Below are 25,670 nucleotides of genomic sequence, written 5' to 3'. Positions count from 1 at the left end.
ATGGCCGATCAGCTCTCCCGAGTCTTTGCCGCGTTGGCGGACCCGACCCGTCGCGACATGGTGGCGCGCCTCACCGAGGCCGACCACACCGTCAACGACCTGGCCGCGCCCTACGACGTGAGCCTCCAGGCCGTGTCCAAGCACCTCAAGGTGCTCGAGGACGCCGGACTGGTGACCAGGACCCGCGAGGCGCAGCGCCGGCCGGTGCACCTGGAAGCCGAGGTGTTCGACCTGATGACCAAGTGGATCGAGCGCTACCGCCGACAGGCCGAGGAGCGCTACTCACGCCTCGACGCCGTGCTCGCGCGGATGCAGGACGACGACGACAGGACCGCCACCACACCTACCCAGCAGCAGGAAGGAACCGCATCATGACCACAATGCAGAGCCCCGACACCAGCACCCGCTTCCCCGAGGCCGCGATCCTCGCCGACGAGCACGTGCCCGCCATCCACATCTGGCGAGACTTCGACGCCACCCCGGCGCAGCTGTTCCGGGCGCACACCGAGGCCGGGATCTTCTCGCAGTGGGTCGGCCCGAAGGACGTCGGCGCCGACATCACGCACTGGGAGGCCCACGACGGCGGCAGCTGGAGCTACTCCGTGCGCGGCACCGACGGGCGCGAGGAGTTCGAGACGTCCTTCCGCGGCTGCTTCCACACCGTGCGCGAGGACCGCCTCGTCCAGACCTTCACGTGGGACGGCATGCCCGACGAGGTGTCGCTGGAGACCATGACCTTCGAGGACCTCGGTGACGGCCGCACCCGGCTGCACGCGTTCAGCCTCTGCGACTCCTTCGAGGGTCGCGACGCCTGGCTGCGCAGCGGCATGGAGGTCGGCGTCAACGACGGCTACGCCGCGATCGACCGGATGCTGGCCGAGGGCTCGCTCTGATGTCACTCCCCGAGGCCCCGGCCGCCAGGCACCAGGTGGTGGCCGGGGAGTTCGCCAGGCTGGTCGAGCAGACGACCGACTGGTCCGCACCCGCACCCGTCGAGGGCTGGACCGCCCGCGACGTCGTCGACCACCTGGTCTCCTGGTTCGGCGGGTTCCTGTCCGCCGGCGGAGTCGAGCTGCCGGCCGGCCCCTCCGTCGCGGACGACCCGCTGGCTGCCTGGCACCACCACGCCAACGGCGTGCAGGCGCTGCTCGACAAGCGCGGTGACGAGGAGTTCACGCACCCCCACGTCGGGCCCGGACAGCTCGCCGGGACCATCGACCGGTTCTACACCTCCGACGTCTTCATGCACTCGTGGGACCTGGCCCGCGCCACCGGGCAGGAGCCACGGCTCGACCAGGACTTCGCCGGGCAGATGCTGGAAGCCATGCGGCCCATCGAGTCGCTGCTCCGCGACTCGGGCCAGTACGGCCCTGCCGTTCCCGTGCCCGACGACGCGGCCCCCGTCGAGCAGCTGATGGGCTTCGTCGGTCGCGACCCCGGCTGGCGCTCGTCGACGAGAGGAACACCATGAGCACCGTGATGCTGCACGCCGTCGTCTCGGTGGACGGGTTCGTGGCCGACCCCCACGACGACCCCGGTCCGCTGTTCGACTGGTACTTCAACGGTGACCAGCCCCTGGCCGCGCAGGACATGGCCGACCCGTCGCCCGGTGGCCTGCGCGTGTCGAAGACGTCGTACGACCACGTCCGGCCCGTGTGGGACGCCATCGGCTGCATGGTGATCGGCCGCCAGCTCTTCGACATCACCAACGGCTGGGAAGGTCGTCCGCCCACCGGTGACCACGTGGTCGTGGTGTCCCACCGGCCGAAGCCCGAGGGGTGGCACCCGGAGGCGTCGTACAGCTTCGTCGACGACGTGACCGCCGCCATCGCCACCGCGCGGGAGCTGGCCGGCGACCGGATGGTCGCGCTGACGGCCGGCGACGTGGGCGGCCAGGCGCTCGCGCTCGGCCTCGTCGACGAGGTGGCGATGGACGTCGCGCCCGTCGTGCTCGGCAGCGGCAAGCGGTTCTTCGGATCGATCGACACCCAGCACCTGCTCGAGGACCCGCACGTCGTCGTCCAGGGAGACCGGGTGCTCCACCTCCGGTTCCGCGTCCGCCGCTGAGGCGCCTCGTAGGGTCGAGGTCATGAAGTACGTCGTGTACGGCGCCGGGGCCGTCGGTGGGGTCATCGGTGGCCACCTCCACCTCGCCGGCCTCCCGGTGACCCTCGTCGCCCGCGGCGCCCACCTCGCGGCGATCCGCGCCGACGGGCTGGTGCTCGACGCAGGCGACGGGCGGCACACGATCGACGCGCCTGCCACCGACACCGCGGCCGAGGTCGCGTGGACCGACGACACCGTGGTGATCCTGGCCGTGAAGTCCCACCAGGCCGCCGTCGCCCTCGCCGACCTGCGCGCGCACGCGCCGGTGGACACGCGGGTCGTGTGCGCGACGAACGGCATCGCGACCGAGACCGCGACGCTGCGCCTCTTCCCCCGGACGTACGCCGTCTGCGTGATGCTGCCGTCCTCCCACCTCGAGCCCGGCGTCGTGGTGGCCGGGTGCCACCCGACGCCCGCGATCCTCGACATCGGCCGGATCCCCGGCGGCACCGACGAGACGACGGCTGCGGTCGCGGCCGACCTCGCCGCCGCCTCCATCGCCTCGGTCGAGCGCGACGACATCATGGCGTGGAAGCGCCGCAAGCTCCTGATGAACCTCGGCAACGGCGTCGACGCCTCCTTCGCCCAGGGCGACGCCGCGGACGAGCTCGCCGAGCGCGCCCAGGCCGAGGGCGAGCAGGTGCTCACCGCCGCCGGGCTCACCTTCGTGAGCGCGGAGGAGGACCGGTCGCGACGCGGGGACATCCTGGTGCGGCGCCCCGACCTCGAGCGCCGCGGCGGCTCGACCTGGCAGAGCCTGGCCCGCGGCACCGGCGACTCGGAGATCGACTACCTCGCCGGTGAGGTGGTCCTCCAGGGCCGCCTCCACGGTGTCCCGACCCCGGTCAACGAGGCCGTCGTCGCCGCCACCCGCTCGCTCACGCAGTCCGGCGGCGCTCCCCGCAGCCTCGACGCCGCGTCGGTCCTCGCCTCCCTCTAGTCCCCCGAGCAGCACACGCAACGAGGCCCGCCACCCCAGTGGGGTGACGGGCCTCGTGTGTGAAGGCGTGGATCAGGCCTTGGCGTCGTCCTCGGTGGAGTCCGACTCCGCAGCCTCGGCGGCAGCCTCGTGCTCCTCGGCGGCAGCCTCGTGCTCCTCAGCGGCAGCCTCGTGCTCCTCGGCAGCGGCCTCGTGCTCGGCGGCGGCGGCCTCGTGCTCCTCGGCAGCCGTGTCGGCGCTGGTCTCCTCGGTCTCGTCGGCCTCGACCGGGGCAGCCGGCGCCGGAGCAGCGGCCTTCTCGGTCTTCTTGGTCGACGGAGCCTTGGGGCTGTAGGCCTCGGTCACCAGCTCGATGACCGCCATGGGGGCGTTGTCGCCCTTGCGGGGACCGACCTTGGTGATGCGGGTGTAGCCGCCGGGACGGTCCGCGAAGGTCGGCGCGATCTCGGTGAACAGCGTGTGGACGACCGACTTGTCGTGGATCCTCTTGAGGACCTCACGACGGTTGTGCAGGTCGCCCCGCTTGGCCTTGGTGATCAGCTTCTCCGCGAGCGGGCGCAGCAGGCGTGCGCGGGTCTCGGTGGTGGTGATCCGGCCGTGCTCGAACAGAGCGGTCGCCAGGTTCGAGAGCATCAGCTTCTGGTGAGCAGCGCTCCCGCCGAGGCGCTTGCCCTTGGTGGGCTTGGGCATGTGGTGCCTTCCTTCTCTCGGGCCGTGTCAGGTACCCGGGTAGACGACCGGCACTGTGCCGGTCGATTTTCAGATCAGAGCTGCTCGTCCTCGATGAAGGCATCGTCGTCATCGTCGCCGTAGGCGGCGAGGGCGGCGTGCGGGTCGAAGCCGGGCGCGCTGTCCTTGAGCGAGAGGCCCATCTCGACGAGCTTGGCCTTCACCTCGTCGATGGACTTCGCGCCGAAGTTGCGGATGTCGAGCAGGTCCTGCTCCGAGCGCGAGATGAGCTCACCCACGGTGTGGATGCCCTCGCGCTTGAGGCAGTTGTAGCTGCGGACCGTGAGCTGCAGGTCCTCGACCGGCAGGGCCAGGTCGGCGGCGAGCTGCTCGTCGACGGGCGACGGGCCGATGTCGATGCCCTCGGCCTCGACGTTGAGCTCACGAGCCAGGCCGAAGAGCTCGACGAGCGTCTTGCCGGCCGAGGCGATCGCGTCGCGGGGACGGATCGACTGCTTGGTCTCGACGTCGATGACGAGCTTGTCGAAGTCGGTGCGCTGCTCGACTCGGGTGGCCTCGACCTTGTAGGTCACCTTCATGACGGGGCTGTAGATCGAGTCGACCGGCATGCGGCCGATCTCGTTGTCGGCACCCTTGTTCTGGACCGACGAGACGTAGCCGCGGCCACGCTCGACGACGAGCTCCATCTCCAGCTTGCCCTTGTCGGACAGCGTGGCGATCTTGAGCTCGGGGTTGTGGACCTCCACGCCGGCGGGCGGCGTGATGTCGGCGGCGGTGACGTCACCGGCACCGGACTTGCGGAGGTACATCACGACGGGCTCGTCGTGCTCCGAGGAGACGACGATGCCCTTGAGGTTGAGGATGATCTCGGTCATGTCCTCGGTGACGCCCTCGATGGTCGAGAACTCGTGGAGGACGGAGTCGACCTTGATGCTGGTGACCGACGCGCCGGGGATCGAGCTGAGGAGCGTACGACGCAGCGAGTTGCCGAGCGTGTAGCCGAAACCCGGCTCGAGGGGCTCGATGACGAACCGCGAGCGGAACTCGTCGACGGTCTCTTCCGTGAGGGTCGGGCGCTGAGCAATGAGCACGGAGTTTTTCCTTTCCGGATCCGACCGCTATTTGAGGGATCCGAACATGAGTTGGCGGAAGAACGAGCTGGAAGAGGGGCGTCGGCGGCCGCCCGGAGGCGGCCACCGACGGTGGATCACTTCTTGGAGTAGTACTCCACGATGAGCTGCTCCTGGACCGGCACGTCGATCTGCGCGCGGACCGGGACCTGGTGGACCAGGATGCGCATCCGCGACGGGATGACCTCCATCCACGCAGGGGTGACGCGCTCGCCGTGGGTCTCACGAGCAACGATCAGCGGCGTGAGCTCGAGCGACTTCTCGCGCACGTCGATGATGTCGTGGTCGGTGACCTGGAAGGACGGGATGTCGACCTTCTTGCCGTTGACCAGGAAGTGGCCGTGCACGACGAGCTGGCGGGCCTGGCGGCGCGTACGGGCGAAGCCGGCGCGGTAGACCACGTTGTCGAGGCGGCACTCGAGGAGCTGCAGGAGGTTGTCGCCGGTCTTGCCCTGGCGACGGCTGGCCTCCTTGTAGTAGCGGACGAACTGCTTCTCCATCACGCCGTAGGTGAAGCGAGCCTTCTGCTTCTCACGGAGCTGCAGCAGGTACTCGGACTCCTTGATGCGACCGCGGCCGTGCTGGCCGGGGGCGTAGGGACGCTTCTCGAAGGCAGCGTCGCCGCCGACGAGGTCGACACCGAGACGGCGCGACTTGCGGGTCATGGGACCGGTGTAGCGGGCCATGTTTCAGTCTCTCTTTCTCAGTCTCGGGTCAGACGCGGCGGCGCTTGGGCGGCCGGCATCCGTTGTGGGGGGTGGGCGTGACGTCCTGGATGGTGCCGACCTCGAGGCCGATGGCACCCAGCGAACGGATGGCGGTCTCACGACCCGAGCCCGGACCCTTGACGAAGACGTCGATCTTCTTCATGCCGTGGTCCATGGCGCGACGGCCAGCGGCCTCGGCAGCCATCTGGGCGGCGAAGGGGGTGGACTTGCGCGAGCCCTTGAAGCCGACGGTGCCGGCAGAGGCCCACGAGATCACCGCACCGGTCGGGTCGGTGATGGTGACGATGGTGTTGTTGAACGTGCTCTTGATGTGGGCTTCGCCCTGAGCGATGTTCTTCTTCTCCTTGCGGCGGACCTTGGTCGCACGGCTCTTGGGAGGCATTCACTAACTCCTGAGGTCTGGTCTGAAAGCTTCGGTGATGACGAGGATCAGCGCAGGGCGCCGATCACTTCGCCTTCTTCTTGCCGGCAACCGTGCGCTTCGGACCCTTGCGGGTGCGCGCGTTGGTCTTGGTGCGCTGACCGCGGACCGGGAGGCCCATGCGGTGGCGGCGACCCTGGTAGCTGCCGATCTCGATCTTGCGGCGGATGTCCGCCTGGACCTCACGTCGGAGGTCACCCTCGATCTTGAAGTTGGCTTCGATCTCGTCGCGAAGCTTGACCAGCTCCTCGTCACCGAGCGTGTGGACCCGGGCGTTCGGGTCGACACCGGTGGCAGCGAGCAGCTGCTGGGAGCGGGTACGGCCGATGCCGTAGATGTAGGTGAGTGCGATCTCGATGCGCTTGTCGCGCGGGAGGTCGACACCAACGAGGCGTGCCATGTGGCGTTTCCTTGTCTGTTCTCGCAATGGTTTCTGGTCGTGTCGCGTCCCATCCCGCCTCGGGTGGGCTCCGGCCAGTGCTCCGGAGGTGACTTCGGTCAGGGAGTCCGGGGACTCACTGCCTAGCGATCACGTTGTGGTGTTTCAGTTGTGGGTCTTGCTCAACCCTGCCGCTGCTTGTGGCGGGGGTTCTCGCAGATGACCATGACGCGTCCGTGACGGCGGATGACCTTGCACTTGTCACAGATGGCCTTGACGCTGGGGTTGACCTTCATGTCAACGAATCCTTGCTGCTCGGCTGACTGGTTACTTGTAGCGGTAGACGATCCGACCTCGCGTGAGGTCGTACGGCGAGAGCTCCACCACGACCCGGTCCTCGGGGAGGATCCGGATGTAGTGCTGTCGCATCTTGCCGCTGATGTGCGCGAGCACCTTGTGCCCGTTGGCCAGCTCCACACGGAACATGGCGTTGGGAAGGGCCTCCGTGATGGTGCCCTCGATCTCGATCACGCCTTCTTTCTTCGGCATGTCCTCCACAATCTGTTGTCTGTTTGTCTACCGTGGCCCGGGAACCGCCCGGCACCCGCAGGTGTCCGGTGGACCTCGTGAGGCGGTTCCTGGGAGCCTCTTCCCGGGCACACGCACAGTCGTCTGCGACGATCGCACGAGATTCCGGGCAGCCGCGAGGCGCCACGAAACACAGCCCACGTTGGGCCGACGTACCAGTTTAGTCAGGCGTGCGGCGAGAACGCCAATCAGCGAGGGCGCGGAGCCGCGACGCGCGACTCGCCACCGGCTCGGCCGTCGGCGCCCCCTCGTCGAGGCCCCGCTCGGGGTCATCGTCCCGGCGCGATGACCGACCCGGACGCAGCGACCGGAGGCTCACGGCGGCCCGCACGCGGTGCCACGTGCCGACCTCCTGCGACATCGCCCGGCGCTCGGCGTCGACCGACTCCCAGTACGTCGCTGCCGCGGCCTCGGCGGGTGCGCTCGGGCCGAAGACGAAGCTGTCGGCGCGCCGGGCGAGCGACCCGGCCTGGCCGGACACGATGCCGACCGACTGCTCGCGACGGGTCACCGTGGGCCCCAGGGGCACCGGCTGCCCCAGGTCGCGGGCGTGGTCGACGAGCTCGCGCCACGCCCCGACGAAGCGGGCGGACACGGAGTCGGCACTGCGGCGGCGGTGCCGGCGCCACGCCTTCAGGGCGAGGACCGCGCCCAGCAGCAGGGCGATCAGGAGCAACGGGCCGCCGACGTAGGTCACCACCACCCCGACCCACGAGGGAAGCCCGGCGATCAGGCCCTGATCGTCGGCAGCCTTCTTCTTCTTCGACGCCTTGCGCTCCTTGAGGTCGGCGTCGCTCTGCTCGCCCGCGTCGGACGGCGGCGGGATCGGGTTCGGCGGCGGGATCACCGTGCCGGACATCGGGGTGTTGGTCTCCGGCACCTGGTCGGCCGGGGGCGTCAGCGACATGAAGGCCTCGGTCGGCAGGGTGCGCCACGTGCCGTCGGCCGCGCGGAGCTCGACCCACGCCGACACGTCGCTGCCCGTCACCACGCCGCTCTCGGGCACGACCGCCCCGAGGACGACGCGCGCCGGGACGCCGATGTCATTGGCGATCAGCGCCATCGTGGCGGCGTACTGCTCGTCGTTGCCGACGATCTGCGGGGCGTTGACGAACTCGTCGGACAACCGCCACACGCTGTGACCACCGACGTAGATCTTCTCGGTGCGCCCGACGCCGTCGGAGTACTTGCCCTGCGACCGGAGGTGCTCGGCGGCGGCCAGGACGCGGTCCATCGGGTCGGTGCCGGCGCCTTCGGTCCACTTCTCGGTCGGCCCCTGGATGAAGGAGGCGCTCGGCGGGAGGCTCGTGACGTCGGCCGAGCCCACGGTCTCCGGCGTCAGCACGTCGTCGGGCTGGACCTGGTCGAAGGAGTAGCGGTCACCGGGCTGGAGACCGGTGGGGACCACCGCGGTCGACGTGGCGAGGTTGTAGCGGAAGACCTCGGCCTTGGCGCGCGCGTCGGCGGTCTCGAACGTCATCGACTGCAGTGCACCGATGGTCGGCAGCCAGACGCCCGACCAGCCCTCCCCGAGGGTGATGGTCACCTCGGTCGGGTCGCCGTCTCCGTCGGCCGGGTCGGCCACCGGGTTGTCGATCGTCGAGGACACCCGCTGGAAGGAGTCGTCGGCTGGCCCCGGAAGGGCGTTGTCGCTCGCGCCCCAGACCATGCCGTCGTAGCGGTCCATCGTGGCGAACCGGACGCGGGTGTTCTCCGGGAGGTCGCCCTGCACCTCCAGCAGCGTCTTGTCGTAGACGTTGGCGTTGGCGCGGTCGGGACGGCCCTTGGGGTTGACGTACTTGCGGAACCCGGCGAGCGGGGACGGGTAGCGGCCGATGTCGAAGGGCGGCTCGACCCAGTTGCGGGCCACGGCGCGCTCCTCGTCGTTGCCCGCCAGCACGGCACTCGCCGGGAAGGCGATCCCGGCGGCCAGGGCGAGCATCGCGAGGGCGCCGACCCCGCGGACGTAGGACGTGGTGCCGCCCTGCACCGCGGCGCTGGCCCGGCGCGCGCGGATCGCGAGCCAGGCGAGGGCGAGCCCGGCGAACACCGAGCCCTGCAGCAGCAGCGACTGGGGGTGGCGTACGCCGAGCAGGATCGCGCCCGAGAGGGCGAGGGTCATGCCGACGACCGGGAGCACGGCCGCCAGCCAGGCGCGGCGCACCGACAGGTGGGCGAGCCCGAGGCCGACCAGGCCGGCCAGCATCCCGGCGAGCCACGGCAGGACCAGCAACGGCCCCTGGCCGTCAACCGGCGGCAGGGTGGTGAGCAGGTCCTTCCACCCGAAGACGGCCTGGTCGGCCACCCGGGCGAGCGTCGTGGGCCCGGGCAGCAGGGAGCCGTCACCCAGGGACCGCAGGCAGAGCGGTCCGCCGAGCAGGAAGAAGAGCACCACGCAGATGACGACCGCCGAGATGATCGGCCATCCCGCGGCGCGGGTGAGGTGGGTGACCACCAGTGCGATCACGACGCCGAGCATCCCCACGACGAGGTAGGTCACGCCGGTGAAGGACGAGCCGAGGGCGCTCAGCGCGACGGCGGCGAGGACCAGCGTGAAGCCGATGTCGATCCACGAGTGCCGGTCGGGCAGCAGGGCGTGCGGGCGGACACGGGTGCGGGTGCCGGTGGTCGAGGTGTGGGAGCTCATCGGACGCTCCAGCGCAGCAGGCCGCCGAGGTCTTCCTTGGAGGCGAGGTGCAGGACGGGCAGGCCGCCCGTCTCGGTGACCCGGCTCGAGCCCTCCGGGTCGACGACGATGCCGAACCGGCGGACCTCGGGCGGGAAGGCGGCGGCCGAGCGGAGGAGGTCGCGGAAGCCCGTGCCGGTGCCACCGACGAAGAAGGCCAGGCTGGTGTCGCGGGCCAGCATGCTTGCCTGCCGGCCGGACTCGACGATGCCCCGGGTGCCGAAGTCGGCGCGGCACACGGCGTCGAGCGCGAGATAGCCGTCGGAGCCGGACGCGCCGGCCGAGGCGTGCGAGCCGCACACGAAGGACACGTCGAACTCGTCGAGCACGGCACGCACGGCGATCGAGGCCGCGACCGCCATCGCCGTCTCGAAGTCCTCCGGGTCCGACCACGACGCCAGCCGGTCGTCGACCACGATCGTCGCGTGGCTGCGGCGGGTGTCGAGGTACTGGCGGACCAGCAGCGCGGACTCGCCCGTCGAGGCCATCACCTTGGCCGACGAGCGCCAGTGGATGTGGCGCAGGTCGTCACCGGGGACGTACTCGCGCAACGCGTGAAAGGCCAGGTCGCTCTGGCTGACGGCGTCGGTGGACACGCCCTCGAGGTCACGCAGGAGCCCGGCGCCCAGGGACTCCATGGGCACCAGGTGCGGCCGCACCAGCACCTCGCGCACCGGCGTCCAGACGACGTCGCGGGAGAAGATCCCGACCGGGTCGCCCCGACGGGTCATGGCCGGACCGACCGCGATCACGCCGCGTCGCTCGGTGCGGATGGTGAACGACTCCTCGTGCACGTCGCCGGGCGCGAGCGAGCTGATGCCGTAGCGGTGGATCGCCGAACCCACCGGCACCTCCAGCGTGGTGGGCACCAGGCGCGACGACGCGCGGTTGACGACGAGCACACCGGCGGCGACCGACTCCCCCGCCGCGACCCGCTCGGGCTGCAGGCGGAGGTCGACCGACACCGATGTGCGCCCCACCAGGAACGGCAGCGAGAGGACGATGAGGGCGAGGCACGCCGTGCCGAGGACTGCCAGCTCCCGCCACTGGGTGAGGCTGGCGACCACGAGCGCACCCAGCCCCAGCCCGAGGACCAGCCAACCGATCGGCTTGATCACCTCGAGCGCATCGTTCAACCGCTGCCTCATCGTTGCGTCAGACCCCCACGCGGTCCGTCGGCGGCGCGACGGCGTCGAGCAGGCGCGAGATCACGGTCTGCACGTCGACGCCGCTGAACTGCGCCTCGGCGTCGAGGAGCAGGCGGTGGGACAGCACCGGCTCGGCGAGGTCCTTGACGTCGTCGGGCACGACGTGGTCGCGACCGTCGGCGGCGGCCCACGTCTTGGCGACCCGCACGAGGGCCAGGCAGCCGCGCGGTGAGAGGCCGAGCTTCACGTGGGGCTGGCGGCGCGACTCCTCCGCCAGCTCGGCGACGTAGCCGATCACGGCCGGGTCGACGTAGACCTGGTCGGCCAGACCGCTCATCTGCGCGATCGTCGCTGCGGTGATCACCGGCTGGACCAGCGCGGCGCGGTCGCGGACCGCGGCGTTGTTGAGCAGCTCCACGGTGGCCTGGCGGTCGGGGTAGCCGACCGAGGTCTTCATCAGGAAGCGGTCGAGCTGGGCCTCCGGCAGGCGGTACGTGCCGGCCTGCTCGATCGGGTTCTGCGTGGCGATCACCAGGAACGGCTTGCCCACCGAGTGCGCGACGCCGTCGACGGTGACGCGCCCCTCCTCCATCACCTCGAGCAGCGCCGACTGGGTCTTGGGTGAGGCCCGGTTGATCTCGTCGGCGAGGACGATCGTGTGGAAGATCGGGCCGGGGTGGAACTCGAACGTGCCCTTGTGCTGGTCGTAGACCGTCACGCCGGTCACGTCGGACGGCAGCAGGTCGGGGGTGAACTGCACCCGGGCGTGGCTGCCCTGGACGGTGTTCGCCAGCGCCCGCGCGAGCATCGTCTTGCCGGTGCCGGGGAAGTCCTCGAGCAGCACGTGGCCCTCGGAGAGCAGGCACGTCAGCGCCAGCCGTACGACATGGCGCTTGCCGAGGACGGCCTTCTCCATGTTGTCGGTGAGCTGGTCGAAGGTGGTCCTGAACCACTCGGCCTGTTCGTGGCTGATCGTCATGTGCGAGCTCCTTCTGCGAGCCGTGGGGTCGGAGGGTGGTGCTGGTCAGGTGCGTGGCGCCGGATCACCATGTGCCGAAGCCGGACGACTGTTTGCCGAAGGCTCCGGTGCCGGTGCAGCTCACGGTCGCCGACCCCTTGCCGTACCAGTTGGCCGGGGTGAACGTCGCTGTCCCGCCGAAGGTCGATCCCGTCTGGACGGCCCAGGCGCTGTCGTCGAGCCCGGTGCCGGTGAGGCGGCACGAGAAGCTCTCGTAGAAGCCGTTGACGGTGAACTCGACCCGCGCGCAGGTGTTGAGGTCGCACACCGGCAGGTTGTTGTTGCCGTTGGGCTTGCAGTTGTTGCTCTCCGCATCGTCGCCATCACTGCAGCTGCCGTCGGGGGCGGGGATCCTGCGCACGCTGACGCCCGGGTCGGGCGCACCGCTCCGGGCGTCGTTCCTCTCGTAGGACTCGCCGCGACCGGCGGGAGCGTTGTCGCGCAACCACACCTCGAGCCTGATGTCCTGGGCGAAGTCCGCCGTCGAACCGGTGATGGACTGGCTGAACGCGCCCACGCCGGACAGGCCGATCGACTGTGCGGCCCCTCCGTTGATGGAGTAGACGAGCACGGCCGGGTCGCCGTTGCTGGACCCGGTGACGGTCCAGGTGACGTCCTTGCCGTTGACGGTCGGCGCACCGATGTCGTTGAGCATCCCGTCGAGGCGTCCGTAGGACTGGACGTTCTGCTGCCCGCTCAGCGTGCACCCGGCGGGCGCCTTCTCGTTGCAGACGCGGAGCTGGACGGGATAGGGCTGCTCGTTGCTCGGCACCTGGATCCGGGTCGTGATCGGGCCGGTCTGCTGGTTGAAGGACCGGTTGACCAGACCGCCGACGAGGATGTCGACCTTGCTCGTGGTGCCGCGGGAGTCCGGCACGGTGTACTGGAGCTGGACCTCCTGGCTGGTGCCCGTCGCCGCCGCGCTGAAGGATCCCCACTGCGCCGGCCGGCCGACGGCCTCGATCGGCGTGCCCTCGCTCGGCTGCGACCGGTTGCCGGGCTGGTTGGCGGGCTGGTTGGCGGCCACGACCCGGTAGGTGTAGGTCAGTCCGTCGTAGGGCACCCCCTGGTGCGTGCAGGTGAGGGACGCGGTCTTCTGGCAGCCCGGCACGGAGCCCGTGTTGACGCCGTTGGTGTAGGAGACGGTGTAGACGGTCGGGCCCTGGCCCTCGGGCAGGACGGCCTGCCAGGCGATCCGCATGTTCGTCTGGTTGGCTCCCGCCTCGAGGTCCGTCACCGTGGGCGCGGGCGGCGCCGTCGGTGTGCCGAGGGGCTGGAACTCCCCGGACGCTCGCGGAGCGGAGAAGCCCACCTTGTTCTGGGCCTTGATCGTGAAGACGTACTTCTCGTTGTTGTTGAGGCCGGACGCGGTGTAGCTCAGCTGGCTGCCCGGCACGACGGCCTGCCCACCGACCCAGGTGATCGTGTAGTCGAGGATCCGGGTGCCGCCGATGGACGGCTTGTCCCAGGCGAAGGTGATCTGGCCGTCGCCCTGGCCCCTCAACCGGATGTTCTGGACCCGGCCCGGCTCGGTGTCCGCACGTGCCTGCGTGGAGAGGTCGCTGTACTCACTCGGTCCGACGCGGTTGAACGCGCGCACCCGGAAGCTGTAGCTGCCGCCGTCCTTGAGCTTGCGGAAGACGCACTCGTTGGTCTCGCACTTCTGCCGGGCGCCCTTCCGCTCCTCCTTGACCTCGTAGTAGAGGATCGGCGCTCCGCCGTCGTCCTCCGGCGGCTGCCACGACATCTTGACCGTGCCGACCTCGTTGTTGGACGGGTAGGGGCGTGGCTCTCCCGGCGGCGAGGGGACGCCGATGACCTGGAACTGGAGCCGGGCCTCGGCCTGGCGCTCGGGGGGCGGGCTCGACGAGGAGATGTCGCTGACGACGAGCCGCACCTCGGCCTTCACGCCGCGCGCCTCCTTGTCGGCTGTCAGCGTCAGCCTGCTGCCGTCGGCGCTCGCACGCACCCCGGAGTTGCCGATGCTCTGCACCGACACGATCGACGGGTCGGGGTCGGACACCCCGGCCTGCAGGTAGGACCCGATGTCGAAGGTCCGGGTCTCCCCCGCCTCCATCGCGTCCACCTGGATGGGGTTCATCGTCGGGGGCGGCGCCTGGGCCAGGCGGAAGCGCACCTCCTCGGTGTTGCTGTCACCGGCGCGCACGGACAGCACGGCCTCGCCGCCCTGCGTGGCGGACTCGGCAGCCGTCACGGCCACGACGGAGCCCTCGGGCGAGCCGACGTCGAGCCCGTCGACGGACTCACCCCACTCGGCGCTGTAGTCGAGACCGGCCTCGTCGCGCGGGTCGACGGTGAATACCTTGCAGAAGGTGGCGATGTCGAGGTCGTAGCGCTGCCCCGCGGAGATCGGCACCACCGACGAGGGGCACTCCAGCTCGGGCCTGTCGTCGCCGACCAGCACCGGGATGGAGAGCAGCACGGTGGCGCCGTCCTCCGTGGTGGTGGTGTCCTCGTTGCCGGTCGCGTCGGTGGCGGTGGTGACCTCGACCAGCAGGGCGCCGGGGCCACGGAAGGTGTCGGGGGCACTGAGGGTGAAGCCGCGCTCGGCGTCGCCGTCGACCGTCAGCTGCTCCGGCGACGCGGCCCAGGACCGCCGCCCCGAGGCGAAGCGTACGTCGGCGCCGTCCGGTGCGGAGACGTAGTCACCGATCTTGCCGGTGGTGGTCTCGCCCGGGTCGAGCGTGATGAGGGCGTCGTCGACGACGAAGGGCAGGCCGGTGCCGGTCGGCGGGACGTAGACCGACGCTGTGGCCGAGGCGCCGTCGCCGTCCTCGACGACGAAGGGCAGGACCTTCGGGGACGCGCCCCGGTCGGCCCGGACGGAGACCCCGTCGACGACCGTGGCGGACTCGTCCCCGCTCACCCCGGCGACGGTCAGGTCGTCGACCTTGCCGTCGGGGTCGTAGGCACCCTCCAGGACGTCGACGACCACGCTGCCGCTGTCGTTCACGCGGCCGAAGGCGTCGTAGACGATCGGCGGGTTGTTGAAGCCCTCCGAGGTCTCGAGGGTCATCGTGGACCGCGACTCGCTCAGGCCGTTGGTGACGCTGTAGACGATCACGACCGGCGGGGCGTCGGTCTTCGGGGCCGGCACCGTGACGAGGTTGGTGTCGGGGTCGAGCGCGGCGCCGTCGGGTCCGTCGAGCAGGGTGACCTCGACGGCGTCGCCGGGCGCGACGAAGTCGTTCGCGAGCGGGTCGAACGTCGCGGTGCGTCCGGGGGCCACGGTCAGCCGGTCCTCGACCGCCAGCGGCGGCTGGGACTGCGTGGCCCGCACGACGCCCACGCGGACGGTGCCGGTCGCGAACGCTCCCTGCGAGTCCACGACGGAGTAGGTGAACTCGTCGGTCCCGACGGTGCGCGGGTAGGCCTCGTACTCGAGGAAGTTGCCGCCGTAGGACACGATCCGGCCGAGGCGGGGCGCGGATGTGATGCCCGTGACCGTGACCGGGTCGCCGTTGCGGTCCACCCCGGTGCCGGGCACGCGGATCTTCACGGAGTCGGCGGAGGTGACCCGGCTCTCGAGGGTGGGCGGCTCCGGTGGGTCGTTGGGGTCGGCGGCGGGCACGACCGTGACGCGCAGGAGACCGTTGGCCTTCTTGCCCTCGAGGTTCTGTGCGACGTAGGTGATCTCGTAGGTGTCGCGCTCCTTGATCTTCTCGGGAGCGACGTAGCGCACGACGCGCCCCGACACGAACGCCCGGCCCTTGTCGCCGGTGACGTCGATGGGCGCGACGACGTCGAGCTCGCCCGGGGTCGCGCTGTCGACGAGGTCGCTGACCAGGGTCAACCGGTCACCCGCAGGTGACACGTCGTTGTCGAGCACCGGAGCGCTGACGGACGTGCCGGCCCGCACGACCACCCGGTCGCCGGCGGTGATCGGCGTGTTGTCGGCCGGCGCCTCGCGCTGGGTGACCACGACTTCACCGCGGACTCCGGAGCTGGTGCCGTTGCTGATCGTGTACGCGATGGTCTGGGTGGTGGGCGACAGGGCGGGCTGCACGGCGGAGATCCGCAACCAGCGACCGTCGATGATCGCCACGTCGAGCTGGCGGGCGCGGTCGCCGATCGCCCGCTGGACGGTGAGCAGCCCGCCGGCCGGGTCGAGGTCGTTGGCGAGCACGTCGACGACACCCGGCGCCTGGCCGTAGATCGTGAGGTTGTCGGGCATCGCGATCGGCTCGGCCGCCCGCTTGGGCCGCTGCTTCACGTCGACGCGGATCGTGCCCTCGTCGAGGTCGGCGGTGCCGTAGCCCGCGTCGTAGCTGAGGAAGTAGGTGCCGGCCCGGTCGCCGGTGAAGGTGAGCTGCCCGGTGTCGAGGTCGGTGACCACCTTCGAGCCCGGCTGCTGCGGGACCTTGCCGCCCAGGGCGAGGTCTGCGTTGGGGGTGTTGGGGTCGGAGCCGGGGAGGTCGTTGAGGAGCGGACGGATCTTGATCGGCTTGCCGACCTCACCTCGTACGACGTCGGGCTCGGCGCTCGGCGGGAAGGAGTTCTGGTCCTTGGGCGCCTGCACCTGGAAGGCCAGCGACTTCTTCACCGGCGCCGCGCGGCCGTCGGTGACGGCGAACTCGACGCGGACCGTCTGCGGGCCGTCGGCCGCGATCGTGGGAGCGGTGAAGCGGATCCGGCCGTCCGCCGTCGTGCGTGCGGCGGCACCGGTCTGCTCGCCGCCGACGGCCCTGGCCGAGTCGAGCAGGAGCGTGTCGCCGTCGCGGTCGTCGCGCCAGTCGGCAAGCACGGGCACGGCGAGCGCGCCGCCGTGGGGGACGCGGTAGACCGGCTTGCGGTAGCCCTCCCGCAGGTCCGGCGGCTCGTTCTCGTCGCCGTTGCGCACGTCGACGGTGACCGCCGCTCGCGCCGACAGGCCGTTGCGCCCGTCGTCGATGAAGTAGTCGAAGACGGCCGGCTTCGCCCTGTCGGGCATCTGGAGGATCAGCGTCTGGCCGTCCGGGCTGATCTCGACGCGCGCACCGCCGGTGGGCTGGTCGACGTCGACGATGCTCAGCAGCCGCCCCTCCGGGGCCGCGTCGTTGTCGAGCGGGTGGAGCACGGTCGTCCGACCGGCGCGCACGCCGTAGGAGTCGGGCTTGGCCGTCGGCGGGCGCTTGTCGGCCTCGCTGGGGTTCTCGTTGTCCTTCTCGTCGTCCTCGCTCTGCTTCTTCGACGTGAACGCGTCCCAGTTGTCGATGTTGATCGGGCGGTCCTGCTCGACGTCCCACACCGAACCGCTGGTGGCGTCGTTGAGGACGATCTCGCCGCGGTTGACGCGGAACGCGAGGCTGGTGGCGTTGCCGCCGAGGGTGTCCTCCATGATCGGCCGCGACCCGCACTGCGTCGCCACCGCGCCGAGCCCGCCCGACCACGCGCCGAACACGCACGGGCCCAGGCGCACCGGCCGGACCGGCGTGCCGGAGTAGGTCTCGGTGATCGTGGTGACGTCCCCGGAGTCGAGGTCGACGCTGAGCAGCCCGTCGTCGGCGGCGCCCACCAGGACGGCGTCGTAGGACGGTCCGGACTGCTGGAGCACGCTGCCGGCCGGCACCGAGACGGTCGCCCCGTCGAGCACGCGCAGGACGCCGGAGTCGGCGTCGAGCGTGACGACGCGCTCCCCCACCGTGGTCACGTCGCTCACCTGGCCCGCGTCACCCGGCAGGCCGGTCGTCACGGGCTTGCCGAATCCCGGGCCGTCGGGGTCGACGGTCGTCACCGTGCCGTCGGCGGCCGACGTGACGACGATCGTGCCCGCCTGGCTGACGGCGAGGGCAGCGTCCTCGCCGGCCTCGGCGAGTGCCTCCGACTGGCTGTCGAGGGAGCTCATGAGGGGCTTGCCGACCTCGTCGTCGTAGCGGACAGCCCACAGGTCACCGGTCTCGGGGTCGGCGCTGGCGAGCGTGCCGCCGCCCATCCGGACCGCCGCCGCGGCTGGGACAGCCGCCGACCCACCGTCCTGCAGCTGCAGGCGGCTGGTCTCGATCGCCTGGCCGCGCGCGGAGTTCAGGTCCAGCGTGACGACCGACGCGCCGTCCTGGACGACGTCGAGCCGCGTCTTGCCGTCCTCACCCGGGACGACGCCGTCGAGCTGGTTGATCGGCTTGTTGAGCCGGCCGGACCAGCCCTTCTTGCCGTTGACCACCCAGATGCCGCCGTCGTTGAGCTCGGCCTCGTGCTTCTTGTAGCCGCTCGCGGTGACGGCGTACACCGCCACGGCGGAAGAAGCGATTGCCAGTGCGACACCGGAGGCAATGCCCACCCGGTGCCGTCGCACGAAGGTCGCACGCGCCACGCCAATTCCCCCTTGGCCCACGAATGACGTGCGCCCACCGCAGTCACCCGAGAGGACAGTATGTAGGGAGACGAGCATCCGACAAGTCGCGACCGCGTGCGCCGGACCCGTGTGATGGGTGATGATGGTGGTGTGGGCGCGTACGAGGGGAGCCGACGTTGATCGTCGAGGCGCGGTACACCAGTGGGGCTGGTGTGCTGATTGGCAGTGGTGCCCACTGGGTGCTGCTCACCGACCCGGATGACGAGCACGTCGTCCAGGAGGTCTGGGACGTGCTGTCCATGACCGCCCCGTCGGGAGCAGGCGTCGTCGAGCGGGTCCTCGCGATCGTCGAGAAGGCCTTCGACGGCGACCCGCCCGGACTGGCCTTCGTCGACTTCACGTCCGGCGCCTCGACCACCCTCTCCCGAGGGGCGGGCCACGTGCGGATGGCCGGGCCGGCCCGCGTGCTGAGCCTGGACGGCGGCAGCGACCCCGGCGAGCTCGCCACCACCCGCCGGCTCGTCGGCGGCGTGGTCGCCGCCCAGCGGGTCGAGCTCAAGCCGATCTCGGCCCGCGTCGCCCCGGCACCCGTGGCGCAGGAGTCCGAGGCGCCCCAGCCCGCAGCCGGCATGATCGACGGGATCCCGGCGTCCATCCTCGCGGCCAAGGGGCCCGACGGTCCCCCGCCACGCAACCGCGTCCGACCGTCGCTGGACGACACCGGTCCGGCACGGGACACCTCCGAGCCAGACCCGCTCCTCGCGGCCCGCATCGAGGAGGGCACGCGCACCACGATCCGTACGCCGTCCGAGCCCCACTCGGCTCCGACGGCCGGCGCCGAGGTGCTCGGTTCGCACGACGACCACGACGGCGCGACCACGATCCGCCCGGCCCACCTCTCCCACGGCACCGCACCCACCGTCCTGGCTGTCAGCTGTCCCCTCGGCCACCTGACGCCGCCCGCGTCCCCGCAGTGCCGCGTGTGCCACCAGCGCGTCGCGCCGCAGGAGCCGCGCCGCGTCGAGCGTCCCCCGCTGGGCGGGCTGCGGCTGCCGACCGGCGAGGTCGTGCCCCTCGACCGTGGCGTGGTGCTGGGCCGCAAGCCCGCGCCCGCCGACGGCAGCACCGACTGGCCCCACCTCGTGCACCTGCCGAGGGACCACTCGTTCGTCTCGCGCCAGCACCTCGAGATCGAGCTCGACGGCTGGGACGTCGTGGCACGCGACCTCGACAGCAGGGGCGGCACGACCATCGCCCCGCCCGGGCGCGAGCCGCAGCGGATGCGGCCGCGCGACGCCTACGTCCTCGAGCCGGGTACCGTCCTGGACCTGGCGCAGGTCTACGCCGTCCGCTTCGAGACGGGGGCGGTTGCCCGGTGAGCGCCCCGGTCATCCCCGGGTTCGCATTCGTCGAGCACCTGGGCAGCGGCGGCTTCGCCGACGTCTTCCTCTACGAGCAGCAGTGGCCGCGCCAGCGCGTCGCGGTCAAGGTCGTACGACCTGACGTGCCGCTCACCGACCGCGAGAAGTACCTCTTCACCGCCGAGGCCAACGCGATGGCGCGCCTGGCCGACCACCCCTACATCGTCTCGGTGATCACCGCGGGCGTCACTGCCGAGGGCGGGCGGCCGTTCCTCGTCATGCGCTACTGCCCGCCGCCGGACCTCGGGGTGCGGGTGCGCTCCAACCCGATGGCGCCGGTCGACGCGGTGTCCACCGGGATCAAGCTCGCGAGCGCGATCGAGACCGCCCACCGCTCGGGCATCCTGCACCGGGACATCAAGCCCAGCAACGTCCTGGTCACCAGCTATCACGAACCCGCGCTGACCGACTTCGGCATCGCCGGCCACATGGCCGAGGTCGAGGGCGACAACGACGTGCGGATCTCCTACCCGTGGTCGCCGCCGGAGCTCCTCGACGGCCGGTCCAACGGGTCGGTGGCCTCCGACGTCTACTCCCTCGGCGCCACCATCTGGCACCTGCTCGTGGGCCGCTCGCCGTTCTCGATCCCGTCGGGCGACAACTCCACGCGGGCGCTCAGCGCGCGCATCCTGCACGCCGCTCCCCCGGCGACCCAGCGTCCCGACGTGCCACCCGCCCTCGACCGGCTGCTGCAGCAGTGCCTGGCCAAGCGGCCCGACCACCGGCCCACCAGTGCACTGGAGCTCGCCCGCGCACTCCAGCGCATCGAGTCGGCTGCCGGCTGGTCCCGCACCGCCGTGGCGGTGGAGGGCGATCGCCCGGACGCCTCCGTGGCCGCACCCGGTGTCCCGGAGGCCCCCGAGGACGCCACCGCGATGAAGCCGGTGACCGTCATCTCGGCGAGCGGGCCGCGGCGGATCGCCGCACAGGACATCGCGCCCGCGGTCACGGACGACGACGAGCCCTCGTCGGTGTCCGGCCTCGTCTGGGCCGGCATCGGCGCGCTCGTCGTGGCGCTGGTCGTCGGCTTCCTGGTCTTCGGCGGCGACCGCGAGGAGGACCCCGGCGTCGTGGTCCCGACCGAGTCGCAGGTGCCGAGCGCCGTCGTCCCGGACGTGCTGACGTCCGCCCCGACCCTCACCGGACGACGTACGCCGCGGGGCGTGCTGTTCGAGTGGAACCCTCCGGTCCCGACCGAGCCGGGCGACTCGTTCAGCTACCACCGCGACGACACGGACGACTACGGGCGGACCACCAAGCAGCGGCTCCTGCTGCGCACCGACGACCCGGTCTGCCTCGACCTGCGGATGACCCGCGGGTCCGACAACTCGCCGCAGGTCAGCCAGTGCGTGACCTGAGCCGCCTCGCCGCGGCGGCCTGCACGCTCGTGCTGGCCGTTTCAGGCGCGACCCCGGCGCAGGCGGCGGGGTCGAGCCGGACGAGTCCGGACGAGCAGCGGATCCTCGACCTGCTCGGGCAGGCCCGGATCGTCGGCGACATCGACTACCAGCCCGGCTACGACCGCGACTGCGACCCCGGCGGATGCGTCTTCGGTGAGCCGTGGACCGACGACCACGACGGCCCCAAGGGGCGCAACGGGTGCACCACCCGCGAGGACGTCCTGCTCATGCAGATGAAGGACATCGAGATGCGCTGGGGCTCGCGCTGCCGGATCTACGAGGCCCGGCTGCGCGACCCCTACTCGGGCGAGCGGATGACGTGGCGCGACGACGGCTACTTCATCTCGATCGACCACGTCTACCCGCTGGCGCGCGCGTGGCACGGCGGCGCCTGGGCATGGCCGCTGCGCAAGCGGATCGCCTTCGCCAACGACGTACGTCGTGAGCTGCTGGCCGTCTCGGCGCGCACCAACCAGGCCAAGGAGGCCGACGGTCCCGCCGACTGGCTGCCGCCGTGGCGTCGCTCCCACTGCGACTACGTACGCCGCTACGTCCGCGTCGCCGTGGCGTGGGACCTGCCCCTCACCACGGCCGACGCGGACGCCGTACGACGCGTCGCTGCGACCTGCTAGCCGCCTCGGTCAGTCGTCTTCCCAGTCGCGGCGCGGCCCGGTGGCCGCGTCCTGCTCCTCGGGCGACATCCGGCTCGACACCCACAGGGACAGCACGGCCGTGACCGCCAGCGTGGCGATGATGACCACGAGGGAGAGCCAGATCGGGATCTCCAGCCAGTCGTAGTCGAGGTGCTCGCCACCGTTGATGAACGGCAGCTCGTTCTCGTGCAGGGCGTGGAAGAACAGCTTGACGCCGATGAACGCCAGCAGGAACGCGAGGCCGTAGGACAGGTAGATCAGGCGCTGGAGCAGGCCGCCGATGAGGAAGTAGAGCTGGCGCAGGCCCATCAGCGCGAAGATGTTGGCCGTGAGCACCAGGTAGGGCTCCTTGGTGATGCCGAAGATGGCGGGGATCGAGTCCAGTGCGAACAGCAGGTCGGTCGTGCCGAGCGTGACGATCACGATGAACATCGGGGTGATCATCCGCTTGCCCGTGTCCTTGTGGAACAGCTCGCGGCCGTGCCACTCGGAGGTGGCCGGGAATCGGCGCTCGATGAACGCGACGAGCTTGTTCTCCTCGAACTCCTCGTCCTCGTCCTCGCCGCCCTCCTTGGCCAGCTTGAAGGCCGTGTAGACCAGGAAGAGGCCGAAGAGGTAGAAGATCCAGCTGAAGTTGCTGATCGCGGCAGCGCCCACGGCGATGAAGATCGCGCGCATGACCAGCGCCATCACGATGCCGATCATGAGGGCGTACTGCTGGAGCTCTCGCGGCACCGCGAACTTCGCCATGATGATGATGAAGATGAACAGGTTGTCGATCGACAGCGAGTACTCGACGAGCCAGCCGGAGTAGAACTCCAGCGCATACGTGCCGCCGGAGGTGTACCAGACCCCGAGGCCGAAGATGATCGCCAGGCCGACGTAGATCGAGAGGTAGGTCGCGCACTCCTTCATGCTCGGCTCGTGCGGCCGGCGGCCGACCACGGCGAGGTCGAAGGTGAAGATGGCGACGGTCACCACGCCAGTGGCGATCCAGACCCAGGTGGGTACGTCCACGCTGATGCTCCTAGAGACGAAGGTGGGGATGAGTTCGGGGTCCGCGCAGCACACGGAGGCCGGAGGTCTCTTCCGCTCGCACCTGTCGGGCGAACCCGTGGCGCCGGGCCCCGCTCGCGCGGACGCCGTGCTGACGACACCACTGTCGGGGAATACTCCCCTCCTGCACCGTCAGTGTTCCACGAGCCGACGGCGGGGGGCGAAACGGAGCGGTCAGCGTCCGCCGAATGGGACGCCGAGCTCGGCCAGGCGGGCCTGACCGCCGTCGACCGCGGTCAGCACCCAGGAGCCCTCCCGGGTGACGGTGAAGGTGTGCTCGAAGTGGGCGGCCATCGATCCGTCGACGGTCGCGACGGTCCACTCGTCCTCGAGCAGGTCGGTGTCCTTGCTGCCGAGCGTGACCATCGGCTCGACGGCCAGGGCCAGGCCCTCGACGATCGCGGGGCCGCGACCGCGCCGGCCGTAGTTGGGCACGTTGGGCGCCATGTGCATCTCGGTGCCGATGCCGTGCCCGGTGTAGTCCTCGAGGATGCCGTAGCGCCCCTGCGAGCGGACGTAGGTCTCGATGGCGTGGCTGATGTCGGTGACCCGGCCGCCGAGGCGGGCGGCGGCCATCCCGCGCCAGAGCGACTCCTCGGTGACCCGCAGCAGCTCGCGTACGTCGTCACCGACCTCGCCGACGGGGACGGTGATCGCCGCGTCACCGTGCCAGCCCGCCACGATGGCGCCACAGTCGATCGAGATGATGTCGCCGTCGACCAGGGTCCGCGGGCCGGGGATGCCGTGCACCACCTCGTCGTTGACCGAGGCGCAGATGGTCGCCGGGAACGGCGGCTGGCTGTAGCCCTTGAACGACGGGATGCCACCGTGGTCGCGGATGTTGGTCTCGGCGAGCGTGTCGAGCTCGAGCGTCGTCACGCCCGGACGGGTCGCCGCTCGGAGCAGCTCGAGGGTCTCCCCCACGAGCCGACCGGCGACCCGCATGAGGTCGACCTGGTCTCGCGTCTTGATCTCGAGACCACGGTCCCGGAAGCCCATCTGCGGCGAACCCGTCTTCAGGTCAGCTCTGCGGGATGTCGTCGAGCGCGTCGAAGATGCGCTGGGTGACCTCGTCGACCTCGCCCATCCCGTCGACCTCGACGAGGAGGCCGCGCTCGCGGTAGACGCCGATCAGCGGCTCCGTCTGCTCGGTGTAGACCTCCTGGCGACGCCGGATGACGTCCTCGGTGTCATCGGCGCGGCCGTCGGTCTGCGCGCGCTGCAGGAGGCGCTGGACGAGCTCCTCGGCGTCGACGGTCAGCACCACGGCCGCGTCGAGCGAGTGACCCGTGTGCGCGATCATCCCGTCGAGCTCCTCGACCTGGTCGAGCGTGCGCGGGTAGCCGTCGAGCAGGAAGCCGGGCGCGGCGTCGGGCTCGTCGATCCGGGCACGGACCATTCGGTTGGTGACCTCGTCGGGGACGTACTCCCCCGAGTCCATGTAGCGCTGGGCCTCGACGCCGAGCGGCGTGCCCTGCGAGACGTTGGCGCGGAAGATGTCGCCGGTGGAGATCGCGGGCACCCCGAAGTGCTCGGCCACGAATCGGGCCTGGGTGCCCTTGCCCGCGCCGGGCGGGCCCATGAGGATCAGTCTCATCTACTTCAGGAATCCTTCGTAGTTGCGCTGCTGGAGCTGGCTCTCGATCTGCTTCACCGTGTCGAGCGCAACGCCGACCATGATGAGGATGGACGTGCCACCGAACGGGAAGTTCTGGTTGGCCCCGATCATCGCGAACGCGACGAGCGGTACCAGCGAGATCAGGCCGAGGTAGAGAGCTCCAGGGAACGTGATGCGGGACAGGACGTAGGACAGGTAGTCCTCGGTCGGCTTGCCCGCCCGGATCCCGGGGATGAAGCCGCCGTACTTCTTCATGTTGTCCGCCACCTCGACAGGGTTGAAGGTGATCGAGACGTAGAAGTACGTGAAGAAGATGATCAGAGCGAAGTAGGTGATCATGTAGAGGGGGTGGTCGCCACCGACGAGATAGGTGCCGATGAAGTCCAGCACCGGGTTGCTGCTCTCCGGGTTGAACTGCACCGCCATCGCCGGGAGGTAGAGCAGCGACGAGGCGAAGATGACCGGGATGATGCCGGCCTGGTTGACCTTGAGCGGGATGTAGGTCGAGTTGCCGCCGAACATCTTGCGGCCCACCATGCGGCGGGCGTACTGCACCGGGATGCGGCGTTGCGCCTGCTCGATGAAGATCACGCCGGCCACGAGGATCAGGCCGATCACCATCACGATGCCGAAGACGACCCAGCCCTTGGACGTCTGGACGCTCCACAGCGAGGCCGGGAAGGTCGCGACGACCTGGGTGAAGATCAGGATCGACATGCCGTTGCCGATGCCGCGGTCGGTGATGAGCTCACCGAGCCACATGATGACCGCGGTGCCGGCGGTCATGGTCACGACCATCACGAGGAAGGTCGAGGTGCTGTTGTCGTGGAGCAGGTCGCGCGTGCAGCCCTGGAGCAGCGCGCCGTTGCGCGCGAGGGCCACGATGCCGGTCGCCTGCAGGACGGCGAGGCCCAGCGTGAGGTAGCGCGTGTACTGGGTGATCTTCGCCTGACCGGCCTGACCCTCCTTCTTCAGCGCCTCGAGACGTGGGATCACCACGACGAGGAGCTGCAGGATGATCGAGGCCGTGATGTAGGGCATGATCCCCAGCGCGAAGATGGTGAGCTGGAGCAGCGCACCGCCGGAGAAGAGGTTGATGAGGCTGTAGAGCCCACCCTCCTCGAGCTGGCTGATGCAGGCCTGGACGTTGGCCACGTTGACGCCCGGGGTCGGGACCTGCGATCCGAGCCGGAAGACCGTGATGATCAACAGGACGAACAGCAGCTTCTTCCGCAGGTCCGGAGTCCGGAAAGCGTTGGCGAACGCGCCTAGCACTGGTTCCTCTTTCGTTCGGGTGCCCAGCCGGGATCGGCGGGCGGTCGAGAGGCACTCACCGTCGTACGGCGTGAGGCCCGGGGAAGCCTAACAGTCGGGGTACGACCGGCCTCCCTCCCAT

Annotated in this window: 23 protein-coding genes; 8 read left to right on the top strand and 15 right to left on the bottom strand. The window is 70.4% G+C overall.

From position 1 onward, the window contains the following. Genes EUA06_RS07790 through EUA06_RS07770 form a run of 5 tightly spaced genes read left to right on the top strand, consistent with a single transcriptional unit; the run spans position 1 to position 3,046 of the window. A complete protein-coding gene (locus EUA06_RS07790) occupies positions 1 to 375 on the top strand; it encodes an ArsR/SmtB family transcription factor (RefSeq protein ID WP_129474476.1) in 375 nt (124 codons plus the stop codon). Further along, entirely contained in the window at positions 372 to 893 is a 522-nt protein-coding gene (locus EUA06_RS07785) for an SRPBCC domain-containing protein (protein WP_242498034.1), read from the top strand. Before EUA06_RS07790 ends, EUA06_RS07785 begins: the two co-directional genes overlap by 4 nt. Next, positions 893 to 1,471, top strand: coding sequence for a TIGR03086 family metal-binding protein (locus EUA06_RS07780; RefSeq protein ID WP_129474475.1), 579 nt, complete (start codon positions 893 to 895; stop codon positions 1,469 to 1,471). The genes EUA06_RS07785 and EUA06_RS07780 overlap by 1 nt, the downstream gene beginning before the upstream one ends. Further along, a complete protein-coding gene (locus EUA06_RS07775) occupies positions 1,468 to 2,067 on the top strand; it encodes a dihydrofolate reductase family protein (RefSeq protein ID WP_129474474.1) in 600 nt (199 codons plus the stop codon). The genes EUA06_RS07780 and EUA06_RS07775 overlap by 4 nt, the downstream gene beginning before the upstream one ends. Before the next feature lie 22 nt (positions 2,068 to 2,089). Beyond that, positions 2,090 to 3,046, top strand: a complete 957-nt coding sequence (locus EUA06_RS07770; RefSeq protein WP_129474473.1) for a ketopantoate reductase family protein — start codon at positions 2,090 to 2,092, stop codon at positions 3,044 to 3,046. A 72-nt stretch (positions 3,047 to 3,118) separates the two neighbouring features. Here EUA06_RS07770 and rplQ read toward each other — a convergent pair whose 3' ends face one another. From rplQ to EUA06_RS07715, 11 genes are all read right to left on the bottom strand, one after another. Continuing rightward, positions 3,119 to 3,736, bottom strand: a complete 618-nt coding sequence (gene rplQ / locus EUA06_RS07765) for a 50S ribosomal protein L17 (RefSeq protein WP_129474472.1) — start codon at positions 3,734 to 3,736, stop codon at positions 3,119 to 3,121. A 74-nt stretch (positions 3,737 to 3,810) separates the two neighbouring features. Then, positions 3,811 to 4,827: a DNA-directed RNA polymerase subunit alpha gene (locus tag EUA06_RS07760; RefSeq protein WP_129474471.1), complete on the bottom strand. Its 1,017-nt coding sequence runs from the start codon at positions 4,825 to 4,827 to the stop codon at positions 3,811 to 3,813. A 116-nt stretch (positions 4,828 to 4,943) separates the two neighbouring features. Then, positions 4,944 to 5,552, bottom strand: a complete 609-nt coding sequence (gene rpsD, locus EUA06_RS07755) for a 30S ribosomal protein S4 (protein WP_129474470.1) — start codon at positions 5,550 to 5,552, stop codon at positions 4,944 to 4,946. 28 nt (positions 5,553 to 5,580) lie between these two features. Further along, positions 5,581 to 5,976 carry a 30S ribosomal protein S11 gene (gene rpsK, locus EUA06_RS07750; protein ID WP_010831742.1) on the bottom strand — a complete coding sequence of 132 codons (396 nt, stop codon included), beginning with the start codon at positions 5,974 to 5,976 and terminating at the stop codon, positions 5,581 to 5,583. A gap of 64 nt (positions 5,977 to 6,040) precedes the next feature. After that, the gene (rpsM, locus tag EUA06_RS07745) at positions 6,041 to 6,415 is read right to left on the bottom strand and encodes a 30S ribosomal protein S13 (protein ID WP_036490072.1); all 375 of its coding nucleotides are present in this window, start codon (positions 6,413 to 6,415) and stop codon (positions 6,041 to 6,043) included. Between the two features lie 161 nt (positions 6,416 to 6,576). Continuing rightward, positions 6,577 to 6,690, bottom strand: coding sequence for a 50S ribosomal protein L36 (gene rpmJ, locus EUA06_RS07740; RefSeq protein ID WP_038272979.1), 114 nt, complete (start codon positions 6,688 to 6,690; stop codon positions 6,577 to 6,579). Between the two features lie 31 nt (positions 6,691 to 6,721). Then, positions 6,722 to 6,943, bottom strand: coding sequence for a translation initiation factor IF-1 (gene infA / locus EUA06_RS07735; RefSeq protein WP_129474469.1), 222 nt, complete (start codon positions 6,941 to 6,943; stop codon positions 6,722 to 6,724). Positions 6,944 to 7,142: 199 nt separating this feature from the next. After that, entirely contained in the window at positions 7,143 to 9,629 is a 2,487-nt protein-coding gene (locus EUA06_RS07730; RefSeq protein WP_129474468.1) for a transglutaminase-like domain-containing protein, read from the bottom strand. Beyond that, entirely contained in the window at positions 9,626 to 10,816 is a 1,191-nt protein-coding gene (locus EUA06_RS07725; protein ID WP_129474467.1) for a DUF58 domain-containing protein, read from the bottom strand. The genes EUA06_RS07730 and EUA06_RS07725 overlap by 4 nt, the downstream gene beginning before the upstream one ends. Positions 10,817 to 10,823: 7 nt before the next feature. Next, positions 10,824 to 11,795, bottom strand: coding sequence for an AAA family ATPase (locus EUA06_RS07720; RefSeq protein WP_129474466.1), 972 nt, complete (start codon positions 11,793 to 11,795; stop codon positions 10,824 to 10,826). 64 nt (positions 11,796 to 11,859) lie between these two features. Then, the gene (locus tag EUA06_RS07715) at positions 11,860 to 18,144 is read right to left on the bottom strand and encodes a fibronectin type III domain-containing protein (protein ID WP_129474465.1); all 6,285 of its coding nucleotides are present in this window, start codon (positions 18,142 to 18,144) and stop codon (positions 11,860 to 11,862) included. 194 nt (positions 18,145 to 18,338) lie between these two features. On the opposite strand from EUA06_RS07715, the gene EUA06_RS07710 reads away from it, so the two are divergent. The 3 genes from EUA06_RS07710 to EUA06_RS07700 are packed head-to-tail and all read left to right on the top strand — an operon-like array spanning position 18,339 to position 21,579. Continuing rightward, a complete protein-coding gene (locus tag EUA06_RS07710; protein ID WP_129474464.1) occupies positions 18,339 to 19,505 on the top strand; it encodes an FHA domain-containing protein in 1,167 nt (388 codons plus the stop codon). Further along, the gene (locus tag EUA06_RS07705; RefSeq protein WP_129474463.1) at positions 19,502 to 20,905 is read left to right on the top strand and encodes a serine/threonine-protein kinase; all 1,404 of its coding nucleotides are present in this window, start codon (positions 19,502 to 19,504) and stop codon (positions 20,903 to 20,905) included. The genes EUA06_RS07710 and EUA06_RS07705 overlap by 4 nt, the downstream gene beginning before the upstream one ends. Continuing rightward, a complete protein-coding gene (locus EUA06_RS07700; protein WP_129474462.1) occupies positions 20,893 to 21,579 on the top strand; it encodes an HNH endonuclease family protein in 687 nt (228 codons plus the stop codon). The genes EUA06_RS07705 and EUA06_RS07700 overlap by 13 nt, the downstream gene beginning before the upstream one ends. 9 nt (positions 21,580 to 21,588) lie before the next feature. Here the strand turns inward: EUA06_RS07700 and EUA06_RS07695 are convergent, their stop codons facing one another. The 4 genes from EUA06_RS07695 to secY all read right to left on the bottom strand — a co-directional run bounded on the left by EUA06_RS07695 (position 21,589) and on the right by secY (position 25,549). Then, positions 21,589 to 22,617 (bottom strand): TerC family protein, encoded by a 1,029-nt coding sequence (locus EUA06_RS07695; protein ID WP_129474461.1) that lies wholly within the window; start codon positions 22,615 to 22,617, stop codon positions 21,589 to 21,591. Between the two features lie 213 nt (positions 22,618 to 22,830). Beyond that, positions 22,831 to 23,655: a type I methionyl aminopeptidase gene (gene map, locus EUA06_RS07690; RefSeq protein WP_129474460.1), complete on the bottom strand. Its 825-nt coding sequence runs from the start codon at positions 23,653 to 23,655 to the stop codon at positions 22,831 to 22,833. A 22-nt stretch (positions 23,656 to 23,677) separates the two neighbouring features. Then, on the bottom strand, positions 23,678 to 24,253 hold the full coding sequence (locus tag EUA06_RS07685; RefSeq protein ID WP_129474459.1) for an adenylate kinase: 576 nt from the start codon (positions 24,251 to 24,253) through the stop codon (positions 23,678 to 23,680). After that, positions 24,254 to 25,549, bottom strand: a complete 1,296-nt coding sequence (secY, locus tag EUA06_RS07680) for a preprotein translocase subunit SecY (RefSeq protein WP_129474458.1) — start codon at positions 25,547 to 25,549, stop codon at positions 24,254 to 24,256. Positions 25,550 to 25,670 lie beyond the last annotated feature (121 nt).

The organism is Nocardioides glacieisoli (assembly GCF_004137245.1).
Taxonomy (GTDB): domain Bacteria; phylum Actinomycetota; class Actinomycetes; order Propionibacteriales; family Nocardioidaceae; genus Nocardioides; species Nocardioides glacieisoli.
The sequence above is the reverse complement of the archived record's forward strand: the minus strand, read 5'-3'. Positions and strand labels throughout refer to the sequence as shown.

Bases quoted from the DNA above. Each gene is read 5' to 3' on its own strand.
- EUA06_RS07790 (WP_129474476.1), top strand. From the start codon at position 1: ATGGCCGATCAGCTCTCCCGAGTCTTTGCCGCGTTGGCGGACCCGACC.
- rplQ (WP_129474472.1), bottom strand. From the start codon at position 3,736: ATGCCCAAGCCCACCAAGGGCAAGCGCCTCGGCGGGAGCGCTGCTCAC.
- EUA06_RS07775 (WP_129474474.1), top strand. From the start codon at position 1,468: ATGAGCACCGTGATGCTGCACGCCGTCGTCTCGGTGGACGGGTTCGTG.
- EUA06_RS07780 (WP_129474475.1), top strand. From the start codon at position 893: ATGTCACTCCCCGAGGCCCCGGCCGCCAGGCACCAGGTGGTGGCCGGG.
- EUA06_RS07725 (WP_129474467.1), bottom strand. From the start codon at position 10,816: ATGAGGCAGCGGTTGAACGATGCGCTCGAGGTGATCAAGCCGATCGGT.
- EUA06_RS07685 (WP_129474459.1), bottom strand. From the start codon at position 24,253: ATGAGACTGATCCTCATGGGCCCGCCCGGCGCGGGCAAGGGCACCCAG.
- EUA06_RS07720 (WP_129474466.1), bottom strand. From the start codon at position 11,795: ATGACGATCAGCCACGAACAGGCCGAGTGGTTCAGGACCACCTTCGAC.
- map (WP_129474460.1), bottom strand. From the start codon at position 23,655: ATGGGCTTCCGGGACCGTGGTCTCGAGATCAAGACGCGAGACCAGGTC.
- rpmJ (WP_038272979.1), bottom strand. From the start codon at position 6,690: ATGAAGGTCAACCCCAGCGTCAAGGCCATCTGTGACAAGTGCAAGGTC.
- rpsM (WP_036490072.1), bottom strand. From the start codon at position 6,415: ATGGCACGCCTCGTTGGTGTCGACCTCCCGCGCGACAAGCGCATCGAG.
- EUA06_RS07730 (WP_129474468.1), bottom strand. From the start codon at position 9,629: ATGAGCTCCCACACCTCGACCACCGGCACCCGCACCCGTGTCCGCCCG.
- EUA06_RS07785 (WP_242498034.1), top strand. From the start codon at position 372: ATGACCACAATGCAGAGCCCCGACACCAGCACCCGCTTCCCCGAGGCC.
- EUA06_RS07770 (WP_129474473.1), top strand. From the start codon at position 2,090: ATGAAGTACGTCGTGTACGGCGCCGGGGCCGTCGGTGGGGTCATCGGT.
- rpsK (WP_010831742.1), bottom strand. From the start codon at position 5,976: ATGCCTCCCAAGAGCCGTGCGACCAAGGTCCGCCGCAAGGAGAAGAAG.
- infA (WP_129474469.1), bottom strand. From the start codon at position 6,943: ATGCCGAAGAAAGAAGGCGTGATCGAGATCGAGGGCACCATCACGGAG.
- rpsD (WP_129474470.1), bottom strand. From the start codon at position 5,552: ATGGCCCGCTACACCGGTCCCATGACCCGCAAGTCGCGCCGTCTCGGT.